Genomic DNA, 16,705 nt, shown 5'->3' with positions numbered 1-16,705 from the left:
CTATCCTTGGTTGACCGTGAGTTGGCCGCTGCCGTCCAGACCTGCGGAAAAGCTCACCGGCCCCTTGAGCCCTTCCATGTCCAGCAACGCATCGATGCGCAAGGACAGGCGAAGCGGATCAGCGTGAGTCGACACCGTCGTGACACGGACATGGCTCAGGCGTGGCTCGTAGGCCTCGATGCAGGCCTGGATGGCGCGACAGGCCTGGTGACGGACATCGTGCAAGCTCAGGCGCATGTCGTTGAGATCGGGCAATCCGTAGTCGGGCGCAACCTGCACACTCCCCGCACGAGTGCTGAGCATCTTCGACAAATGGGCAGCCACCGACGCCACGGCACAAGCCTCGCGGCTCATGCCTGCGCGAGTGTCGCAATCGCCATTCAAGCGTTCGAAGAGGCTGCCATATCCAGTCATCGGTCAGGTCCCGCTCACGCCTTGTCCAGCTTGCCAACCAGCGACAGGGTGAAATCGGCCCCCATGTACTTGAAGTGCGGGCGCACATTCAAGCTCACGCGATACCAGCCCGGCTCACCTTCCACATCGGTGACCAACACCTGGGCCGCACGCAACGGCCTGCGACCACGTACTTCAGCGCTCGGGTTTTCCTGGTCGGCGACGTACTGGCGGATCCACTTGTTCAGCTCGAGTTCGAGGTCGGTGCGTTCTTTCCACGAGCCGAGTTGCTCGCGCTGGAGCACCTTCAGGTAATGGGCCAGGCGATTGACGATCATCATGTATGGCAACTGTGTGCCGAGTTTGTAGTTCAACTCGGCGGCCTTGCCTTCGGCACTGGCGCCAAAGAACTTCGGCTTTTGCACGGAACTGGCGGAAAAGAATGCGGCGTTATCGCTGCCTTTGCGCATGGTCAGCGAGATAAAGCCTTCTTCGGCCAGCTCGTATTCGCGGCGGTCGGAAACCAGCACTTCCGTGGGGATCTTGGTTTCGATTTCGCCCATGCTTTCAAAATGGTGCAACGGCAGATCGTCAACCGCGCCACCGCTTTGCGGACCGACGATGTTCGGGCACCAGCGAAACCTGGCAAAGCTGTCGGTGAGCCTTGTGCCGAATGCGAACGCCGTGTTGCCCCACAAATAATGCTCATGGCTGTTGGCGACCGTTTCCCTGTAGACGAACGACCTGACCGGGTTTTCCTGCGGGTCATAGGGATTGCGCAACAAGAAGCGCGGCACGGTCAGGCCGATGTAGCGAGCGTCTTCGGATTGACGGAAGCTCTGCCACTTGGCGAATTGCGGGCCTTCGAAATGATCCCTCAAGTCCTTGAGGTCCGGCAGTCCGGTGAAGCTTTCCAAGCCAAAGAATTCGGGGCCGGCCGCAGCAACGAACGGCGCGTGGGACATGCAGGCGACGCTGGACACGTACTGCATCAGCTTCACATCGGGTGAGCTTGGCGAAAAAAAGTAGTTGGCGACGATCGCGCCAACCGGTTGCCCACCGAACTGACCGTATTCAGCGGTGTAGATATGCTTGTACAGGCCCGACTGCATGATCTCCGGCGAGTCCTCGAAATCATCCAGCAAGTCGCTCTTGGAGACATTGAGCATCTCGATCTTGATGTTCTCGCGAAAGTCGGTGCGGTCCACCAACAACTGCAAACCACGCCACGCCGACTCCAATGCCTGGAAGTCGGCATGGTGGAGGATCTCGTCGACCTGGCGACTGAGCTTGGCGTCGATCTGGGCGATCATGCGATCGACCATGGCCTTCTTGACCGGCTCACCGCTGTTCTGGGGCTTGAGAAGCTCTTCGATGAACGCCGACACGCCGCGCTTGGCAATGTCGTAGGCATCGTCCTCTGGCGTCAGGCGCGTTTGGGCGATGATGCTTTCAAGAATACTGTGCTCGCCATTTTCCTGGCTGTGCTGCAGCGCTGCATTGGGATTCATGTGTCGGCTTTCCTTGGCTAGAGATCAAACGCTCGGGGCTGAGAGAGTCAGGCCCAGCTCATCCAATATGCGATCGCGGGACTGGGTATCGGCGAGTACGCTTTCGATGGCTTTGCGAAACGCCGGTGCGTTGCCCAGAGGCCCCTTGAGCGCGACCAGCGCTTCACGCAGTTCCATCAACTTCTTGAGCTCGGGGACTTGCTCCACCAGGCTCGCCGGATTGAAATCCTTCATCGTGCTCAAGCGCAGTTGCACGGCCAGCTCCTCGGTGTCGCTCTCTTCCAGGAGGCGGTTTGGCACACTCAGGACCAGACTCAATTCCTGCTTGGCCAACACTTCATCGAAGGTCATTTTGTCGATGCTGATTGGCTTGCGGTCTTCGACCTTGCGTTCGTCCTTGCGATGGATGTAGTCACCAATCGCCATCAACTTGAGCGGCAGCTCAATCTCTTCCTGAGCACCGCCTGTAGCGGGCTTGAAAGTGACATTGATACGTTCCTTTGGCGCGATAGAGCCTTCTTTGGCCATGATTTTCCTTCCTTACAATGGGGACCCGCAGGCCTGTTCAATGACCCGCTCCAGGTCGAGGTGACACAACCTGCGGTAGGTTTCATCCTTGCGCTCGCGCACGAGGTGGTTCTGGGGCAACAACTCGCAGCAGCGATGCAACAGGTGCAATACCTGCAATGCGAGATCGGGCTCCCACGCATGCAAAGTCGTGTCTTGCAGCGTCTGGTCAAGCGCCTCGAGCTGGACTTTGGCGAGCTCGTATTTCTTGGCCGAAAAGCACAAGCGAGCCATCGCGAACCGCCAAAGGAAACGCGCGCGCTCGCCGTCGATGGTGTGCATTTCCTGCTTGAAAAACTGGACGGCAGCCTTGAGGCCGTCCGAGCCCACGATGAGCTGGGCTTCTTCCAGAGCTCGCTCCCAAGGCGCCGAGGAGTCGATGGCCTCCGCGCGGGGCGCAACGCTCGATGTGTCCAGGCGAGGCAAGACTTGGGCGGCGATCCACGCCCGGGTAGATGCATCCGCGAACGGCTCGCCGTCATGCCAGCGCAGCTCGAGGACGCTCGGCAGACGCTGGATGAACAAGGCGAAATGAATCTCCACCTCACGCATGGCCGAGTCGGCCCCCAGCCCTTGGAGGCATTCCCATGCGAGCCTTTGACCGTCGAACCAGAAAGGCGCCTTCGCCAGGCTGGCCTCGATGTCCACCAGCAGATCGGCGTAATGGCCCCGCTGGAGACTTTCCTGATATGCCTTGAGCTTGTCCGCAGGCAGCCTGCGCAATGGAGTGATCTGCTCGGCGTCATGCTCGGGCACGGCGTCGATGCCCAGCCAGAGCAGCGTACGGTTGAGGCGCAGCGCGCGAGCGTCGGTCGCCTTTTGCCTGAGCCACCAGGCGCACAATGGACGCGCACTTTCCTGAAGGGTCCGCAGCGCCTTCTGGGCGTCCTTTTCATGTTCAATCGGGGCGCCAGAGGCCAGCAACTGGGTGGCGGCTTGCTTGACGTGGGCGACCATGGCCCCGACAGCGCCGGGCGGCGGGACGTCGGTGGCACGCATAATCAGGTTTTTGAGACGCCGGCACAGCGGCAGCAATAGAGGCGCGTCATCGCCGAAGTGAGCGACGCAGGCGGCATCGAGGGCTTCGAGCTGCTCCGCCAAACGTTCGAACAGGGCCAGCTGGTTCTTTATCGCAACGTCATCGCTCAACGCCCCTTCCAGGCGGGTCACCAGCCAATGGAAGCTGGCGGCGCGGGTTTTGACCTTGGCCGGGTGAAGCACCAGCCAATGGTTGTCACACAGGTATCGCAGGAGGCCGAGGCCGGCGAGCAGTCCCTGGAAAGACTCTCGTTGATACAACGCCCATGTGAGCCAGATCGCCACGCGCAGATCTTTCGATTGGGTACGCAGCAGGGCTTCACTGTGTTCCTGGATTTTCAGCCAGTCGACTTGACCGCTGCCATGCATCGACTGGGCCTTGCCGAGCTCACGCTCCAAGGCTTCGAACTCATCTGAAAAACGGACGTCCACACCCGAAAAATTCCCGTTGGGAATGGGGGCGCTGGCAAGTGCCAGGTAATGCGCGGACAGTTTTTCGGGATAAGACATTTACAGCCTTTAATAACTATTCAGGCGCGACGGCTTGAAGAGTTTATGGACAGGCAGCGATATGAATTTCAGCGCAACCTGTAGGAAGTTTCAGCACATTAAATGGCAGCATAGGGGCGAGATGTATTCGCCGCTGACGGCCTTTTGATCGGCGCGAAGAATGCCCAGTTTTGAAAGATAAAAATGTAGGATTTTTCCGTAAATACGGATGCCATTAACAACGAGGGCTATTAAGTTCTCCCAAGAAGCGGCCCGCTACTATTGTTTAAAAACAAAGGCAAGCCACGTTATGGGTAAAATTATTTAAGCGTTTTTCGACACTGTTTAATTGCTGAGCGCTATGACTCCGTCGGGCTACGTATCCTTGCGCCGTTACCTACAACTACGCCAGAATCCGCCGGCTTGTGCGCCTTGCCCCCGGGCTCTATCGTTTGCCTGCCACTGCCCATCAGTGGTCGGGTTTAGTAGCCCGAGGTTCTCGGTAAGATGTATGAGTCTCCATTCAGGCGGGTCTATCCTGTCCTTGATGGTGGCTGTACGCAGGGCGCTTCGGCGCGCCGGCAATGCTGAGCTCCCCGGTCTACTAACCTGCGTACAGCCGCCACCCTTCTTTTAGTAGGGAAGAGTTGCGGCTTAACTCAAGGAGCTCTCAACAAATGTTCAAAATAACGCCAAACCCTCCAGAAGCAGATCCCAACTCTCCTTATCTGGACGGCCTCAACGCCAAAAAACTCGAAGAAGCCGCTACCCGCGCATTGGACTTTTATCTAAAGCCCAAACCAGCAAAACCAAAAGAAACCATCAAGCCCGGCCAGTTATTCACCGTCGTAAAAGACCTCGACAACGAATGCCTGCTGGCCAACCTCAGCGAAACCCTGGCGTCAGCCGATGCGATGGTCAGTGAACTGGCTTTCGATATGGAAGGCTCCAACCGCCACGTGCTGCTTGGGATCCAGCAGTTGATCGAGCTGGGGTCGTTGCTGGCGAATCGGGCGTTGGATAACGTCGATCCCCGATAGCCGCTACACCGCAAGCCACTGTGGCGAGGGGATTTATCCCCGCTGGGCTGCGAAGCGGCCCCAAACCAGGCAACTCGGTGTACCAGCAAAATTGAGTCCACTGTTTTAGGGCTGCTGCGCAGCCCAGCGGGGCGGTGCGACGTTTCGCTAAATCCCCTCGCCACTTTTCGCTTGGCTTTAGTTTTTCAGCCCCGCAGGAACGCCCGGTGCAGCTCTTCCAGTGTCTGGAAGTGGTGCGCCGGGTTTTCTGCGTTCAGTTCTTCGAAACTGCCGAACCCATACCCCACCGCTGCGGCGTCGAGGCCGTTGCTGCGGGCGCCGATCAGGTCGTGTTTGCGGTCGCCGATCATCAGGGTGTTGGCCGGGTCGAGGCTTTCTTCGGCCAGGAGGTGGGCGATGAGCTCGACTTTGTTGGTGCGGGTGCCGTCCAGTTCGCTGCCGTAGATCACTTTGAAGTGCCGGGCGAAGTCAAAGTGGCGGGCGATTTCCCGGGCGAAGACCCACGGTTTGGAGGTGGCGATGTACAGCTGCCGGCCTTGGCCGCCGAGGGTTTCCAGCAGGGGCATGACGCCGTCGAATACGCGGTTTTCGTAGAGGCCGGTGACTTTGAAGCGTTCGCGATAGAAGTTCACCGCTTCCCAGGCTTTTGCTTCGTCGAAGTCATAGAACTGCATGAAGGCTTGCAACAGCGGCGGGCCAATGAAGTGTTCGAGGCGGGTGAGATCGGGTTCGTCGATGCCCAGTTTGCTGAGGGCGAATTGGATCGAACGGGTGATGCCTTCCCGTGGGTCGGTGAGGGTGCCGTCGAGGTCGAAGAGTACGGTTTGGTAGTGCATGGTGGGTCCTAGGTGATCGTGCAGTTCACTCAACAGGCATGAATGAAACTGTGGCGAGGGGATTTATCCCCGCTGGGCTGCGCAGCAGCCCCGAAACCTGCCACCGCAGTGTGCCTGGTTTGTCACATTCAGTTTTTTTGGGGGGCTGCTGCGCAGCCCAGCGGGGATAAATCCCCTCGCCACAATGGTTCACTCGGCGCTTCAGGGTTGGTCGTAGCCTTCGGCGAGGTGCAGGTCCTTGAGCTTTACGTAGTTCGCCGCGCTGTAGGTGAAGAACGCCCGCTCCTTGTCGGTCAGCGGGCGGGCCTGTTTCACCGGGCTGCCCACGTAGAGGAAGCCGCTCTCCAGGCGCTTGCCCGGCGGCACGAGGCTGCCGGCGCCGATGATGACGTCGTCTTCGACCACCGCGCCGTCCATGACGATGCTGCCCATGCCGATCAGAATCCGGCTGCCGACGGCGCAGCCATGGAGCATGACTTTGTGGGCGACGGTCACGTCATCGCCAATCAAAAGCGGGAAGCCGTCGGGGTTGAACGGGCCGGCGTGGGTGATGTGCAGCACGCAGCCGTCCTGGATGCTGGTGCGCGCGCCGATGCAGATGCGGTGCATGTCGCCGCGAATGACCGTCAGCGGCCAGACGGAGCTGTCTTCGCCGATTTCGACGTCGCCGATCACCACCGCAGTGCTGTCGACAAAAGCCCCACGGGCAAGCTTGGGGCTGTGGTTCTGGTACGTGCGAAGGGTCACGATAGGCTCTCTCTTATCGGGTGATAGGCGCTGCTAGCTGCGGTGAAGGTCGATTGTAATTAAGATGGGCCCATGTTTCTTCCAGCGAAGGTGTCAACCGTGAGCGTGAACAACCCTCTTTTGCAGCCCTACGACCTGCCGCCATTCTCGGCGATCCGTGCCGAGCACGTGCAACCGGCCATCGAGCAGATCCTGGCTGACAACCGTGCCGCCATCGCCGAAATCCTCAAGACTCAAGTCAAGCAGCCTACCTGGGCCGGCCTGGTGCTGGCGATGGACGAGCTCAACGATCGCCTCGGTGCGGCCTGGAGCCCGGTGAGCCACTTGAACGCCGTGCGCAACAGCCCGGAACTGCGCGAAGCCTATGAGGCGTGCCTGCCGGCGCTGAGTGCCTATTCCACCGAACTGGGCCAGAACCGCGAGTTGTTCCAGGCCTTCGAAGCCCTGGCGAACAGCCCCGAGGCGGCCGGTTTCGATGTGGCGCAGAAAACCATTCTCGAACACTCCCTGCGCGATTTCCGCCTGTCGGGCATCGACCTGCCGCCCGAGCAGCAGAAGCGCTACGCCGAGGTGCAAAGCAAGTTGTCCGAGCTGGGCAGCCGCTTTTCCAACCAATTGCTCGACGCGACCCAGGCCTGGACCAAGCACGTCACCGACGAGGCCGCCCTCGCCGGCCTGACCGACTCGGCCAAGGCGCAAATGGCTGCCGCCGCCCAGGCCAAAGGGCTGGATGGCTGGCTGATCAACCTGGAATTCCCTAGCTACTACGCGGTGATGACCTACGCCGAAGACCGCGCCCTGCGCGAAGAAGTCTACGCGGCCTACTGCACCCGCGCCTCGGACCAGGGCCCGAACGCTGGCCAGAACGACAACGGCCCGGTGATGGAGCAGATCCTCGACCTGCGCCAGGAGCTGGCTCACCTGCTGGGCTTCGCCAATTTCGCTGAGTTGAGCCTGGCGACCAAGATGGCCGAATCCAGCGATCAGGTGCTCAGTTTCCTGCGTGACCTGGCCAAGCGCAGCAAACCCTTCGCCGCCCAGGACCTGGAACAACTGAAGGCGTTCGCCGCCGAACAAGGCTGCCCCGACCTGCAAAGCTGGGACAGCGGTTTCTATGGCGAAAAACTCCGCCAGCAACGTTACAGCGTCGCCCAGGAAGCCCTGCGCGCGTACTTCCCGATCGATAAGGTGCTGGGCGGCCTGTTCACCATCGTGCAACGTCTGTACGGCATCGAGATCGCTGAGCTGAAAGGTTTCGATAGTTGGCACCCGGACGTGCGCCTGTTCGAGATCAAGGAAAACGGCCAGCACGTCGGCCGCTTCTTCTTCGACCTCTATGCCCGCGCCAACAAGCGTGGCGGCGCCTGGATGGACGGCGCCCGTGATCGTCGTCGCACCTTCGACGGCGAACTGCAAAGCCCGGTTGCCAACCTGGTGTGCAACTTCACTCCAGCCGACAGCGGCAAGCCAGCGCTGCTGACCCATGACGAAGTCACCACGCTGTTCCACGAATTCGGCCATGGCCTGCATCACCTGCTGACCCGCGTCGAACATGCCGGCGTGTCCGGCATCAACGGCGTGGCCTGGGACGCCGTCGAGCTGCCGAGCCAGTTCATGGAAAACTGGTGCTGGGAGCCTGAAGGCCTGGCGCTGATTTCCGGTCACTACGAAACCGGCGAGCCGCTGCCCCAGGACCTGCTGGAAAAAATGCTCGCGGCGAAGAATTTCCAGTCCGGCCTGATGATGGTCCGCCAGTTGGAGTTCTCGCTATTCGACTTCGAGCTGCACGCCACCCACGGTGACGGCCGCAGCGTATTGGAAGTGCTCGAAGGCGTGCGCGACGAGGTGTCGGTGATGCGTCCGCCGGCCTACAACCGCTTCCCGAACAGTTTTGCCCACATCTTTGCCGGCGGCTACGCAGCGGGTTACTACAGCTATAAGTGGGCGGAAGTGCTCTCGGCCGATGCGTTCTCGAAGTTCGAAGAGGACGGTGTGCTCAACGCCGACACCGGTCGCGCCTTCCGTGAGGCGATCCTGGCTCGCGGAGGTTCCCAGGAACCGATGGTGCTGTTCGTCGACTTCCGTGGCCGCGAGCCGTCGATTGACGCACTCTTGCGCCATAGCGGCCTGAGCGAGGACGCGGCAGCATGAGCGAGGGGCCTGTGATTACCAAACGACGCTTCATCGCCGGGGCGGTCTGCCCGGCGTGCAGTGAGCCGGACAAGTTGATGATGTGGAACGAAGACGGCGTGCCGCACCGCGAATGCGTGGCCTGCGGTTATTCCGACACGCTCAACGAGCAAGGCCTGTCGGTGCCCAAGGAGTTGGGCACCCGGGTCAACACCTCGGCGCTCAAGGCGCCGGACGCGAAAGTCCAGGCGGTGCAATTTTTCCCTAACCCCAAGTTGAAGAAAAAAACCGACTGACATCTTCGGCATCACCTTCCGGGCCGCCCGGCCCGGAAGCGATAAATATGTACCGCAGCGCCATTCGCCTTCCTGCCCAGACTGTCGTGACACGTCCACTGACAGGAAGTCTCCATCCATGCGCCACCCTGATAACCCCCTGCTGCAGGCCTACGACCTGCCGCCATTTTCAGACATTCAAGCCGAACACTTCGCCCCCGCCCTCGACCAGATCCTTGTCGAAAGCCGCGCCAAAGTCGCCGAAACCATCAAGACTCAGACGCCCTTTCCTACCTGGGACGACCTGGTGCTGGCCATGGATGAAATCCATGCGCGGCTGAAGGGTTTCGGCTACGTGTTGGAGCGCTTGGTTTGCGCCAGGGCTGGAAACGCTTGGAAGCAGGTCTCAGTCGATTGCCGTGAGCGACTGAATGACTATCGCCGCTCGCTGAGGCAGGACCCCGAGCTGTTCCAGCTTTATCAACGCTTGGCTGATAGCCAGATTGCCGCGCATTTCTCACCGGCGAGAAAAAGGACGCTGGGCAAGATCCTCCGCCGGTTTCGCCAGAACTCAACGGCATCCGCCTCCCAAGAAGCGTTGAGGGACCTGAAGCTGCGTATCCGTGGTGCCGAAATGCTGTTTTTGGAGCACTTGGAAGAAGCCAACAAAGCCTGGAGCCAAACGTTCGACGATGAGGCCCGCTTGTCGGGCTTGCCGGCGTATTTCATACAGCAAACGGCCGACCAGGCACGTGAGGCAGGCCGTGCGGGGTGGTTGTTGAAGCTTACAGACGAATCGTTTCGCATTGTGACTCGCTATGCCGACAACCGGCTCCTGCGCGAACAGGTCTATGTCGCCTATAGCGCTCGGGCGTCGGATCGAGGGCCCAATGCAGGCATATTCGACAATAACGAGGTGCTGCGGCAGTTGCTCAGTGACCGTCATCAACTCGCCATCCTGCTGGGTTATTCGAATTACGCCGAACTGGCCATCGAGCCGGAGCAAGCGCAGTCGCCAGAGCAGGTCACCGCGTTCCTGATGGAGAAGCTGGGGCAACAACAAAGCGTCTTCAAGCAGGACGCTGAGCAACTGAAGGCCTTCGCGGCGCAGGAAGGCTTCGGCGAACTCCGGCCCTGGGATTATCAGTACCTGGCGGAAAAACTTCGCCGCCAAACGACCGGCGTTTCAGAACAAACGGCTAGCGCCTGGTTTGAACTGGAATCCTCCTTTTCGCAATTGTTGCTGATCGCGCGCGACCTATTCGGCATTGACTTCATCGAGCGCAAGGACCTACCTGCCTGGCACGCAAAGGTGCGTCTATTCGAAGTTCGCGAGCGGGACGACACCCTTGGTTATATTTATTTCGATCCGTTTGAAGACGGCAGGCTCAACGGTTACCCCCACACCTCCACTCTGCGGAACCGGCGCATCACCGCAGAGGGCAGGCCGCGCTACCCCGTCGCGGCGTTGCATGCCTGGTTGCCACGCGGTTCCGGTTCGAGGCCGACGTTACTGGATCATCAGCACCTGCGGACCCTGTTCCATGAGTTCGGCCATTGCTTGCAGCACGTGTTGAGTCGGGCGGACTATCGCGACATCTCGGGTATCTCCGAGCTTTCCCGGGACGCTGCCGAGTTTGCCGGCGAACTGCTGGAGCGCTGGTGCTTCTCCAGACAATGCCTGCTCCGTATAGCCAGGCATCACGAGACCGGCGCTCCCCTGCCGGAAGACGTCGCCGATCAGTTGTTGGTCTATCTCAACAGACAAACCAGTTGGGAAGCTGCCCGGTTGCTGCGAGACGCGTTATTCGACATGGAGCTGCACCGCAGCCATGGCGACGGGCGCACAGCCCAGAAAGTATTCGATGAGGTCAATGCGCAAGTCGGGCATCTGCCCGTTTCCCCCGAGGAACGTTGGCCCAACGGGCTGGATTACCTCGTCACAGGTTATGGCGCCGGACTCTATACTTACCTCTGGTCGCAAACCCTGGCCGGGCGTGTATTCGAGCGATTCGAGCGCAATGGGTTGTTCGATAGGCATACAGGCCGGGCGCTGCGCGAAGCCATATACGCGGCGGGGGATTCACGGCCGTTGTCCGAATCCATCGCCGCGTTCATGCAAGCGACCGACTACCGAGCGGGCGTCAGCACTTGAGGGTCGAGGTGATGCGCGGTGGTCGTTGAGTTGACCCAGCTTTTCAACGAGCACAACGCAAAGACGCTGGTGCTGCAATCGCCGTTCGCCAACGCCACGCGGAGTTTGTCGACATCGGCCTGCATCATGTAGCGCACGCCGTCCTTGAAGTGATGGCTGTCGCCGAAGCCACCTTCGGTCATTTCGTCCAGGGCGTCTTCTTTGCTCCAGCCTTGCACAACCACCCGGTACATGGCGGCCACCAGGCCGGTGCGGTCCGAGCCGTGCTTGCAGTGCATCAGCACCGGGCCCTTGGCCTCGGCCGCCTGGATGGCACGCAAGGCCCTGAGAATATCGCTGTCATCGACGTGATTGGTGCGGTAGGGCAACTTCACTTGCTGGATGGCGGGCGTGGACAGCCAGCGCTTATCCGACTCCGGCAGGAAGGTGATGACCGTGCCGATCCTGAGCTTGCTGAGCAAGGGCAGCGCCCCGCCGTCCGGCAGCGAGCTGCGGTAGAGCGTCGGTGACATCTGATAGAGGTTGTAGTCCTTTTCCACTGGCTGGGCCCATTCAGCGGGCCGTGCCTCGGTGGAATCGGCCGCTTGGGCGGACGCCTCGGCCAGCCCGACGGACAAGGCCAGGCAGAGGAGTGAACGGAAACAGAGCTTGAGCATGCACGGGCGACCGAAGACGAGGGAGTACGAGTTGCTCAGTGTCGGCTCGTTCCGGTTAAAAGCCTGTGAGCGGAACGTCAAAGGCTTGTGAAGGTTCGTCGGGTTATTGGCTGCCGAATGGCACTGGCCTTAATCGAATGCAGCGAATACTGTATGCGCATACAGCCATCGGAGTATCCCCATGTCCGCCACCCTTCCACCGCGCGGGCGCGGCACCGCGACCAACCCGCACAACCGCTTCGCCCCGAGCCGCTCGGTGGCCGAGGACGACGGCTGGTACCAGGAAGTCCCGCCGACCCAGGGCACCGAAGTGCGCATCGAAACGGCCAAGACCATCATCACCCGCAACACCTCCACGGACATCCCGTTCGACCGCTCGATCAACCCCTACCGAGGCTGCGAACACGGTTGCATCTACTGCTATGCGCGGCCCAGCCATGCCTATTGGGACATGTCGCCGGGGCTGGATTTCGAAACCAAGTTGATCGCCAAGACCAATGCCGCCGATGTGCTGGAAGAACAATTGTCCCGGCGCGGCTATCAATGCGCGCCGATCGCGCTGGGTTCCAACACCGATCCCTATCAGCCCATCGAGCGCGAGCAACGCATCACCCGCCGGATCCTCGAGGTGCTGCTGCGCTATCGACACCCCGTCACGATCGTTACCAAGGGCTCGCTGATCCTGCGCGACCTGGACCTGCTGGCCGAATTGGCGCAACAACGCCTGGTGCACGTGATGATCAGCCTGACCACGCTGGACGATGAGCTCAAGCGCATCCTCGAACCCCGCGCGGCGGCACCGAAGGCGCGGTTGCGGGCCATAAAAGTGATGCGCGAGGCAGGCATCAAGGTGGGCGTGCTGTGCGCGCCGATGATCCCGATGATCAACGACAGCGAAATCGAAAGCCTGCTGGCCGAAGCCCATGCCGCCGGGGCGCAGAATGCCGCCTATGTGATGCTGCGCCTGCCCCTCGAAGTGGCGCCGCTGTTCGAAGAATGGTTGCAGGCGCACTACCCGCAGCGCGCCGCCCATGTGTTGAGCCTGGTGCGCCAGAGTCGCGGTGGCGAACTTTATGACAGCCGGTTTGGCGTGCGAATGCGCGGCGAAGGCCCTTTTGCGGACTTGCTGGCCCAGCGCTTCGCCAAGGCGATTAAACGTCTGGGGATGGAACGACGCGACGGTTACGACCTCGATTGCGAAGCCTTCTGTCCGCCGGGGCGGCAGATGTCGTTGATTTAAATACAGTTCGCTTTAAATTGAGCTTGAACATTGCGAGGCGCAAACGTCCATGGCGCTTTGTTTACGCCTCGTAGGACGCGTCCTAGAGCCTTCGATTTCAGTTTGAGTTAAGTTTCGGCCGCTACCTTGTTCATCGAGTGACTGACGGGTCGAGCACTTCGGCCTGGATGTTTTTTAACCAGCCACTGGCGTCTCAAAGAGGATGAATCATGAGTGACAAGGATAAACAGCCGTTGGCTGCGTCGGCTTCAGCCCAACCCGAGGCGGAAACCGCCGATGCAGCGCTGCAGCACATTGTTGACGGCTTTTTGCATTTCCATCACGAGATCTTTCCCCAGCAGGAAGAACTCTTCAAGAAACTCGCCACCGCCCAGAAACCCCGGGCGATGTTCATCACCTGCGCCGATTCGCGCATCGTGCCCGAGTTGATCACCCATAGCTCCCCTGGCGACCTGTTCGTGACCCGTAACGTCGGCAACGTCGTTCCGCCTTACGGCCAGATGAATGGCGGCGTTTCCACCGCCATCGAATACGCCGTGCTGGCCCTCGGCGTGCAGCACATCATCGTCTGCGGCCACTCCGATTGCGGCGCCATGCGTGCCGTGCTCAACCCCGATACCCTGGAAAAAATGCCGACGGTCAAGGCCTGGCTGCGCCACGCCGAAGTCGCCAAGACCATGGTCCATGACAACTGCCCGTGCGGTGATGAAAAGCAGACCATGCCCATCCTCACCGAAGAAAACGTCATCGCGCAGTTGCATCACCTGCGAACGCACCCGTCGGTGGCTTCGCGCATGGCCAGCGGCCAGTTGTTCATCCATGGCTGGGTGTACAACATCGAGACCAGCGAGATCAAAGCCTTTGACGCGGACCAGGGCTGTTTCCTGCCGCTCGATGGCAGCCATCCGATACCGGTGGCGACGCCCAAAGCGCGCTTCTAACCACTCCTAATCATCCTTGTATGGTTCAAGCCTTGCCGCCATTTGAGCGGTAGGGCCTCGCCATGCCTGAAGAAACTTCGGGAGAGTCGCCATGCGTGCTGCTCAATTAAAAGCTGTTCTGCCACGGGAGCTCCTGGCTTCGGTGGTGGTGTTTCTGGTGGCGCTGCCCTTGTGCATGGGCATCGCCATTGCGTCGGGCCTGCCACCGGCCAAAGGCCTGATCACCGGGATCATCGGCGGCCTGGTGGTGGGTTTCCTGGCCGGCTCCAAGCTGCAGGTCAGCGGTCCGGCCGCCGGGTTGGCGGTGTTGGTTTTCGAACTCGTGCGCCAGCACGGCGTGGCAATGCTCGGGCCGATCCTGTTGCTGGCCGGCCTGTTGCAATTGCTGGCGGGGCGCTTTCGCCTCGGTTGCTGGTTCCGGGTCACCGCGCCCGCCGTGGTGTACGGGATGCTGGCCGGTATCGGTGTGCTGATCATCTTGTCCCAGGTCCATGTGATGCTCGATGCGGCACCCAAGCCTTCGGGCCTGGATAACCTGGCGGCGTTCCCTGCGGCAGTCGCCCAGGCTTTGCCGTCCTTTGGCTGGCAGGCCGGCTTGCTCGGTTTGTCGACGATCGCGGTGATGTGGCTGTGGGAGAAGTTTCGCCCTCACACGCTGCGCTTCATCCCCGGCGCGCTGCTCGGCGTGGGCCTGGCAACGCTTGCCAGCCTGTTGCTGGCCTTGCAGGTCAAGCGCGTGGATGTTCCGGAAAACATGACCGAAGCCATCGACTGGCTGCGCCCGGCGGATTTGCTGAACCTGGCCGATCCGACGTTGCTCATCGCTGCGTTCGCGGTGGCCTTCATTGCCAGCGCCGAGACCCTGCTGTCGGCGGCCGCCGTGGATCGCATGCACAGTGGCGAACGGGCGGACTTCGACCGGGAATTGTCGGCCCAAGGCATCGGTAACATGCTCTGCGGCTTGCTCGGCGCGCTGCCGATGACCGGGGTGATCGTGCGCAGTTCGGCCAACGTCCAGGCCGGTGCGACCACACGGATGTCGACGATTTTCCACGGCCTGTGGCTGCTGCTGTTCGTGCTGTTGCTGTCCAGCGTGCTGCAAAGCATTCCGGTGGCGAGCCTGGCCGGTGTGCTGGTCTATACCGGCTTCAAACTGGTGGACCTCAAGGCATTCCGCAGCCTGGGCCGTTATGGGCGGATGCCGATGTTCACCTACGCCGCGACGGCATTGGCGATCATCTTCACCGACCTGTTGACCGGCGTGCTGATCGGCTTCGGCCTGACCTTGGTGAAACTGGCCTGGAAAGCCTCGCGCCTGAAGATCAGCCTGATCGACTTGCCGCAGGAAGGCGAGATGGAGCTGCGGCTGGTAGGTGCGGCCACGTTCCTCAAGGTGCCGGCGTTGACCCAGGTGCTGGGCTCCATCCCGGAAGGCGCGACGGTGCATGTGCCGCTCAATAACCTGAGCTACATCGATCACTCGTGCCTGGAATTGCTCGAAGAATGGGGCCGGGCGAATGCCAGCAAAGGTTCGAAGCTGCTGATTGAATCCCGCGGGCTCAAGCGTCGGTTGGAAGGCCGGTTGCGCACGACGGTGGGGGTTGGCGCAGCGGCCAGCTGACCTGTTTCGGCAGGGCTCTTGACCAGCAACACAGCCCCCCATGTGGGAGCGGGCTTGCTCGCGAAAGCGGTAGATCAGTCAGTTGGATGTAGCCTGACACTCCGCCTTCGCGAGCAAGCCCGCTCCCACAGGGGGTTATGTGTGCCTGATGGATCAAGCCGCCGGCTGGTCAAGCTCCAGGCCCACGCCCAGGCGTCGGGACATGCACGGCCAGCGCTTCCAGGCCGCGCCGGTCTCTGGGCTGCTGAGTTTCTCGCGATAGGCTTCCACCGACTCCAACGCAAAGGTTTCGTCGTTGAGCATCTCATCGAACGTGTGATGCACCACTTCGTCGAGCTGGTTGGCAAATGCCTCGCCGATCAACTGGTGTGCGATCAGGTTGGCGACCGTCATGTCCAAGGGGATCAGTGGCTGGCCGAAATGCTTGATGTAGAGGTCGTTCACCTCTTCGACGAAGCGGTGCGCCAGGTAGGCTTCGTCGAGCAGGCTGTTGAGCCCGACATGCCCGGCCATGATCGTCGGAGGCTGGAGAAAGTATTGCTCGGCAATCTTCAGTACGGGCTTGATCTGCGACTCGATACCCGCCTCCTTGGCGACGTCATTGGCCGCATCCAGCAAGTCAGGCACTTCGTTGATGTAGGCAGCGACAAAACGCGCCAGGACATCATTGGCGTTCGCATCCGGTAGCTGGATAGCGGGGTGCAGCGTTGGTAACTGGGCCGTCAGCTGACGGCTCAACAGGCCGGTCTCGGCTTCGTGTTGTTGGGCTTTTTGGATCTGCTCGCGCAATGCGGCGGTGTTCATGACAACTCCAGGAAACAACAGGCAATGAAATAGGAATGACATAACTTAGCTGGCGTAAAAAAACTCCTAAGACCTATTTTTCATAACTGCCCCTTCCTTGCTGCGTCGCCGTTATATCGGTTTGCCATCACTCAGGTTCGCATCCTTCTCCATTCGTGGGCTCTAGCGCAAGCCCCGGCTGTTTCAAACGATTTACGCCATCGCGTTGCGAGGTTGCAGGTGCTGTCTATACTCGGGTTGGAATGGAGTTAGCTGATGACAC

Annotated in this window: 15 protein-coding genes; 7 read left to right on the top strand and 8 right to left on the bottom strand. The window is 60.5% G+C overall.

What is annotated here, in order from left to right; genetic code table 11:
• From tssE to tssA, 4 genes are read right to left on the bottom strand one after another with little or no spacing between them, the layout of a single operon-like run.
• Positions 1-414, bottom strand: coding sequence for a type VI secretion system baseplate subunit TssE (gene tssE / locus KSS97_RS01510; protein ID WP_217860838.1), 414 nt, complete (start codon positions 412-414; stop codon positions 1-3).
• Between the two features lie 14 nt (positions 415-428).
• On the bottom strand, positions 429-1,904 hold the full coding sequence (gene tssC, locus KSS97_RS01505; RefSeq protein ID WP_030139162.1) for a type VI secretion system contractile sheath large subunit: 1,476 nt from the start codon (positions 1,902-1,904) through the stop codon (positions 429-431).
• 24 nt (positions 1,905-1,928) lie between these two features.
• Positions 1,929-2,432, bottom strand: a complete 504-nt coding sequence (gene tssB, locus KSS97_RS01500) for a type VI secretion system contractile sheath small subunit (protein ID WP_217860836.1) — start codon at positions 2,430-2,432, stop codon at positions 1,929-1,931.
• 12 nt (positions 2,433-2,444) lie between these two features.
• Complete coding sequence (tssA, locus tag KSS97_RS01495; RefSeq protein WP_217860827.1) at positions 2,445-4,019, bottom strand: type VI secretion system protein TssA; 1,575 nt, start codon at positions 4,017-4,019, stop codon at positions 2,445-2,447.
• A gap of 656 nt (positions 4,020-4,675) precedes the next feature.
• Between tssA and KSS97_RS01490 the strand changes: the two genes are divergently transcribed.
• Positions 4,676-5,038 carry a DUF6124 family protein gene (locus tag KSS97_RS01490; protein ID WP_030139159.1) on the top strand — a complete coding sequence of 121 codons (363 nt, stop codon included), beginning with the start codon at positions 4,676-4,678 and terminating at the stop codon, positions 5,036-5,038.
• A 185-nt stretch (positions 5,039-5,223) separates the two neighbouring features.
• On the opposite strand, the gene KSS97_RS01485 is transcribed toward KSS97_RS01490, so the two are convergent.
• Together KSS97_RS01485 and KSS97_RS01480 are read right to left on the bottom strand one after the other, a co-directional pair.
• Positions 5,224-5,874 carry an HAD family hydrolase gene (locus KSS97_RS01485; RefSeq protein WP_217860820.1) on the bottom strand — a complete coding sequence of 217 codons (651 nt, stop codon included), beginning with the start codon at positions 5,872-5,874 and terminating at the stop codon, positions 5,224-5,226.
• Between the two features lie 201 nt (positions 5,875-6,075).
• A complete protein-coding gene (locus KSS97_RS01480; RefSeq protein WP_217860818.1) occupies positions 6,076-6,621 on the bottom strand; it encodes a gamma carbonic anhydrase family protein in 546 nt (181 codons plus the stop codon).
• Between the two features lie 99 nt (positions 6,622-6,720).
• On the opposite strand from KSS97_RS01480, the gene prlC reads away from it, so the two are divergent.
• From prlC to KSS97_RS01465, 3 genes are all read left to right on the top strand, one after another.
• The gene (gene prlC / locus KSS97_RS01475) at positions 6,721-8,772 is read left to right on the top strand and encodes an oligopeptidase A (protein ID WP_225936081.1); all 2,052 of its coding nucleotides are present in this window, start codon (positions 6,721-6,723) and stop codon (positions 8,770-8,772) included.
• A complete protein-coding gene (locus tag KSS97_RS01470) occupies positions 8,769-9,047 on the top strand; it encodes a YheV family putative zinc ribbon protein (RefSeq protein WP_018600854.1) in 279 nt (92 codons plus the stop codon). The genes prlC and KSS97_RS01470 overlap by 4 nt, the downstream gene beginning before the upstream one ends.
• Before the next feature lie 118 nt (positions 9,048-9,165).
• Complete coding sequence (locus KSS97_RS01465; RefSeq protein ID WP_217860816.1) at positions 9,166-11,181, top strand: M3 family metallopeptidase; 2,016 nt, start codon at positions 9,166-9,168, stop codon at positions 11,179-11,181.
• On the opposite strand, the gene KSS97_RS01460 is transcribed toward KSS97_RS01465, so the two are convergent.
• Positions 11,157-11,837, bottom strand: a complete 681-nt coding sequence (locus tag KSS97_RS01460; RefSeq protein ID WP_030139154.1) for a phosphatase domain-containing protein — start codon at positions 11,835-11,837, stop codon at positions 11,157-11,159. The two genes, KSS97_RS01465 and KSS97_RS01460, sit on opposite strands and share 25 nt — an antisense overlap.
• A 181-nt stretch (positions 11,838-12,018) precedes the next feature.
• Between KSS97_RS01460 and KSS97_RS01455 the strand changes: the two genes are divergently transcribed.
• The 3 genes from KSS97_RS01455 to KSS97_RS01445 all read left to right on the top strand — a co-directional run bounded on the left by KSS97_RS01455 (position 12,019) and on the right by KSS97_RS01445 (position 15,639).
• On the top strand, positions 12,019-13,077 hold the full coding sequence (locus KSS97_RS01455; RefSeq protein WP_030139153.1) for a PA0069 family radical SAM protein: 1,059 nt from the start codon (positions 12,019-12,021) through the stop codon (positions 13,075-13,077).
• Between the two features lie 209 nt (positions 13,078-13,286).
• On the top strand, positions 13,287-14,018 hold the full coding sequence (locus KSS97_RS01450; protein ID WP_030139152.1) for a carbonic anhydrase: 732 nt from the start codon (positions 13,287-13,289) through the stop codon (positions 14,016-14,018).
• Between the two features lie 91 nt (positions 14,019-14,109).
• On the top strand, positions 14,110-15,639 hold the full coding sequence (locus tag KSS97_RS01445) for a SulP family inorganic anion transporter (RefSeq protein ID WP_217860814.1): 1,530 nt from the start codon (positions 14,110-14,112) through the stop codon (positions 15,637-15,639).
• Positions 15,640-15,792: 153 nt separating this feature from the next.
• Here the strand turns inward: KSS97_RS01445 and KSS97_RS01440 are convergent, their stop codons facing one another.
• Positions 15,793-16,443, bottom strand: a complete 651-nt coding sequence (locus KSS97_RS01440) for a hypothetical protein (RefSeq protein ID WP_030139150.1) — start codon at positions 16,441-16,443, stop codon at positions 15,793-15,795.
• Between the last annotated feature and the right edge of the window lie 262 nt (positions 16,444-16,705).

The organism is Pseudomonas alvandae (assembly GCF_019141525.1).
GTDB lineage: Bacteria > Pseudomonadota > Gammaproteobacteria > Pseudomonadales > Pseudomonadaceae > Aquipseudomonas > Aquipseudomonas alvandae.
The sequence above is the reverse complement of the archived record's forward strand: the minus strand, read 5'-3'. Positions and strand labels throughout refer to the sequence as shown.

Bases quoted from the DNA above. Each gene is read 5' to 3' on its own strand.
- tssE (WP_217860838.1), bottom strand. From the start codon at position 414: ATGACTGGATATGGCAGCCTCTTCGAACGCTTGAATGGCGATTGCGAC.
- tssC (WP_030139162.1), bottom strand. From the start codon at position 1,904: ATGAATCCCAATGCAGCGCTGCAGCACAGCCAGGAAAATGGCGAGCAC.
- tssB (WP_217860836.1), bottom strand. From the start codon at position 2,432: ATGGCCAAAGAAGGCTCTATCGCGCCAAAGGAACGTATCAATGTCACT.
- tssA (WP_217860827.1), bottom strand. From the start codon at position 4,019: ATGTCTTATCCCGAAAAACTGTCCGCGCATTACCTGGCACTTGCCAGC.
- KSS97_RS01490 (WP_030139159.1), top strand. From the start codon at position 4,676: ATGTTCAAAATAACGCCAAACCCTCCAGAAGCAGATCCCAACTCTCCT.
- KSS97_RS01485 (WP_217860820.1), bottom strand. From the start codon at position 5,874: ATGCACTACCAAACCGTACTCTTCGACCTCGACGGCACCCTCACCGAC.
- KSS97_RS01470 (WP_018600854.1), top strand. From the start codon at position 8,769: ATGAGCGAGGGGCCTGTGATTACCAAACGACGCTTCATCGCCGGGGCG.
- KSS97_RS01465 (WP_217860816.1), top strand. From the start codon at position 9,166: ATGCGCCACCCTGATAACCCCCTGCTGCAGGCCTACGACCTGCCGCCA.
- KSS97_RS01460 (WP_030139154.1), bottom strand. From the start codon at position 11,837: ATGCTCAAGCTCTGTTTCCGTTCACTCCTCTGCCTGGCCTTGTCCGTC.
- KSS97_RS01455 (WP_030139153.1), top strand. From the start codon at position 12,019: ATGTCCGCCACCCTTCCACCGCGCGGGCGCGGCACCGCGACCAACCCG.
- KSS97_RS01450 (WP_030139152.1), top strand. From the start codon at position 13,287: ATGAGTGACAAGGATAAACAGCCGTTGGCTGCGTCGGCTTCAGCCCAA.
- KSS97_RS01445 (WP_217860814.1), top strand. From the start codon at position 14,110: ATGCGTGCTGCTCAATTAAAAGCTGTTCTGCCACGGGAGCTCCTGGCT.
- KSS97_RS01440 (WP_030139150.1), bottom strand. From the start codon at position 16,443: ATGAACACCGCCGCATTGCGCGAGCAGATCCAAAAAGCCCAACAACAC.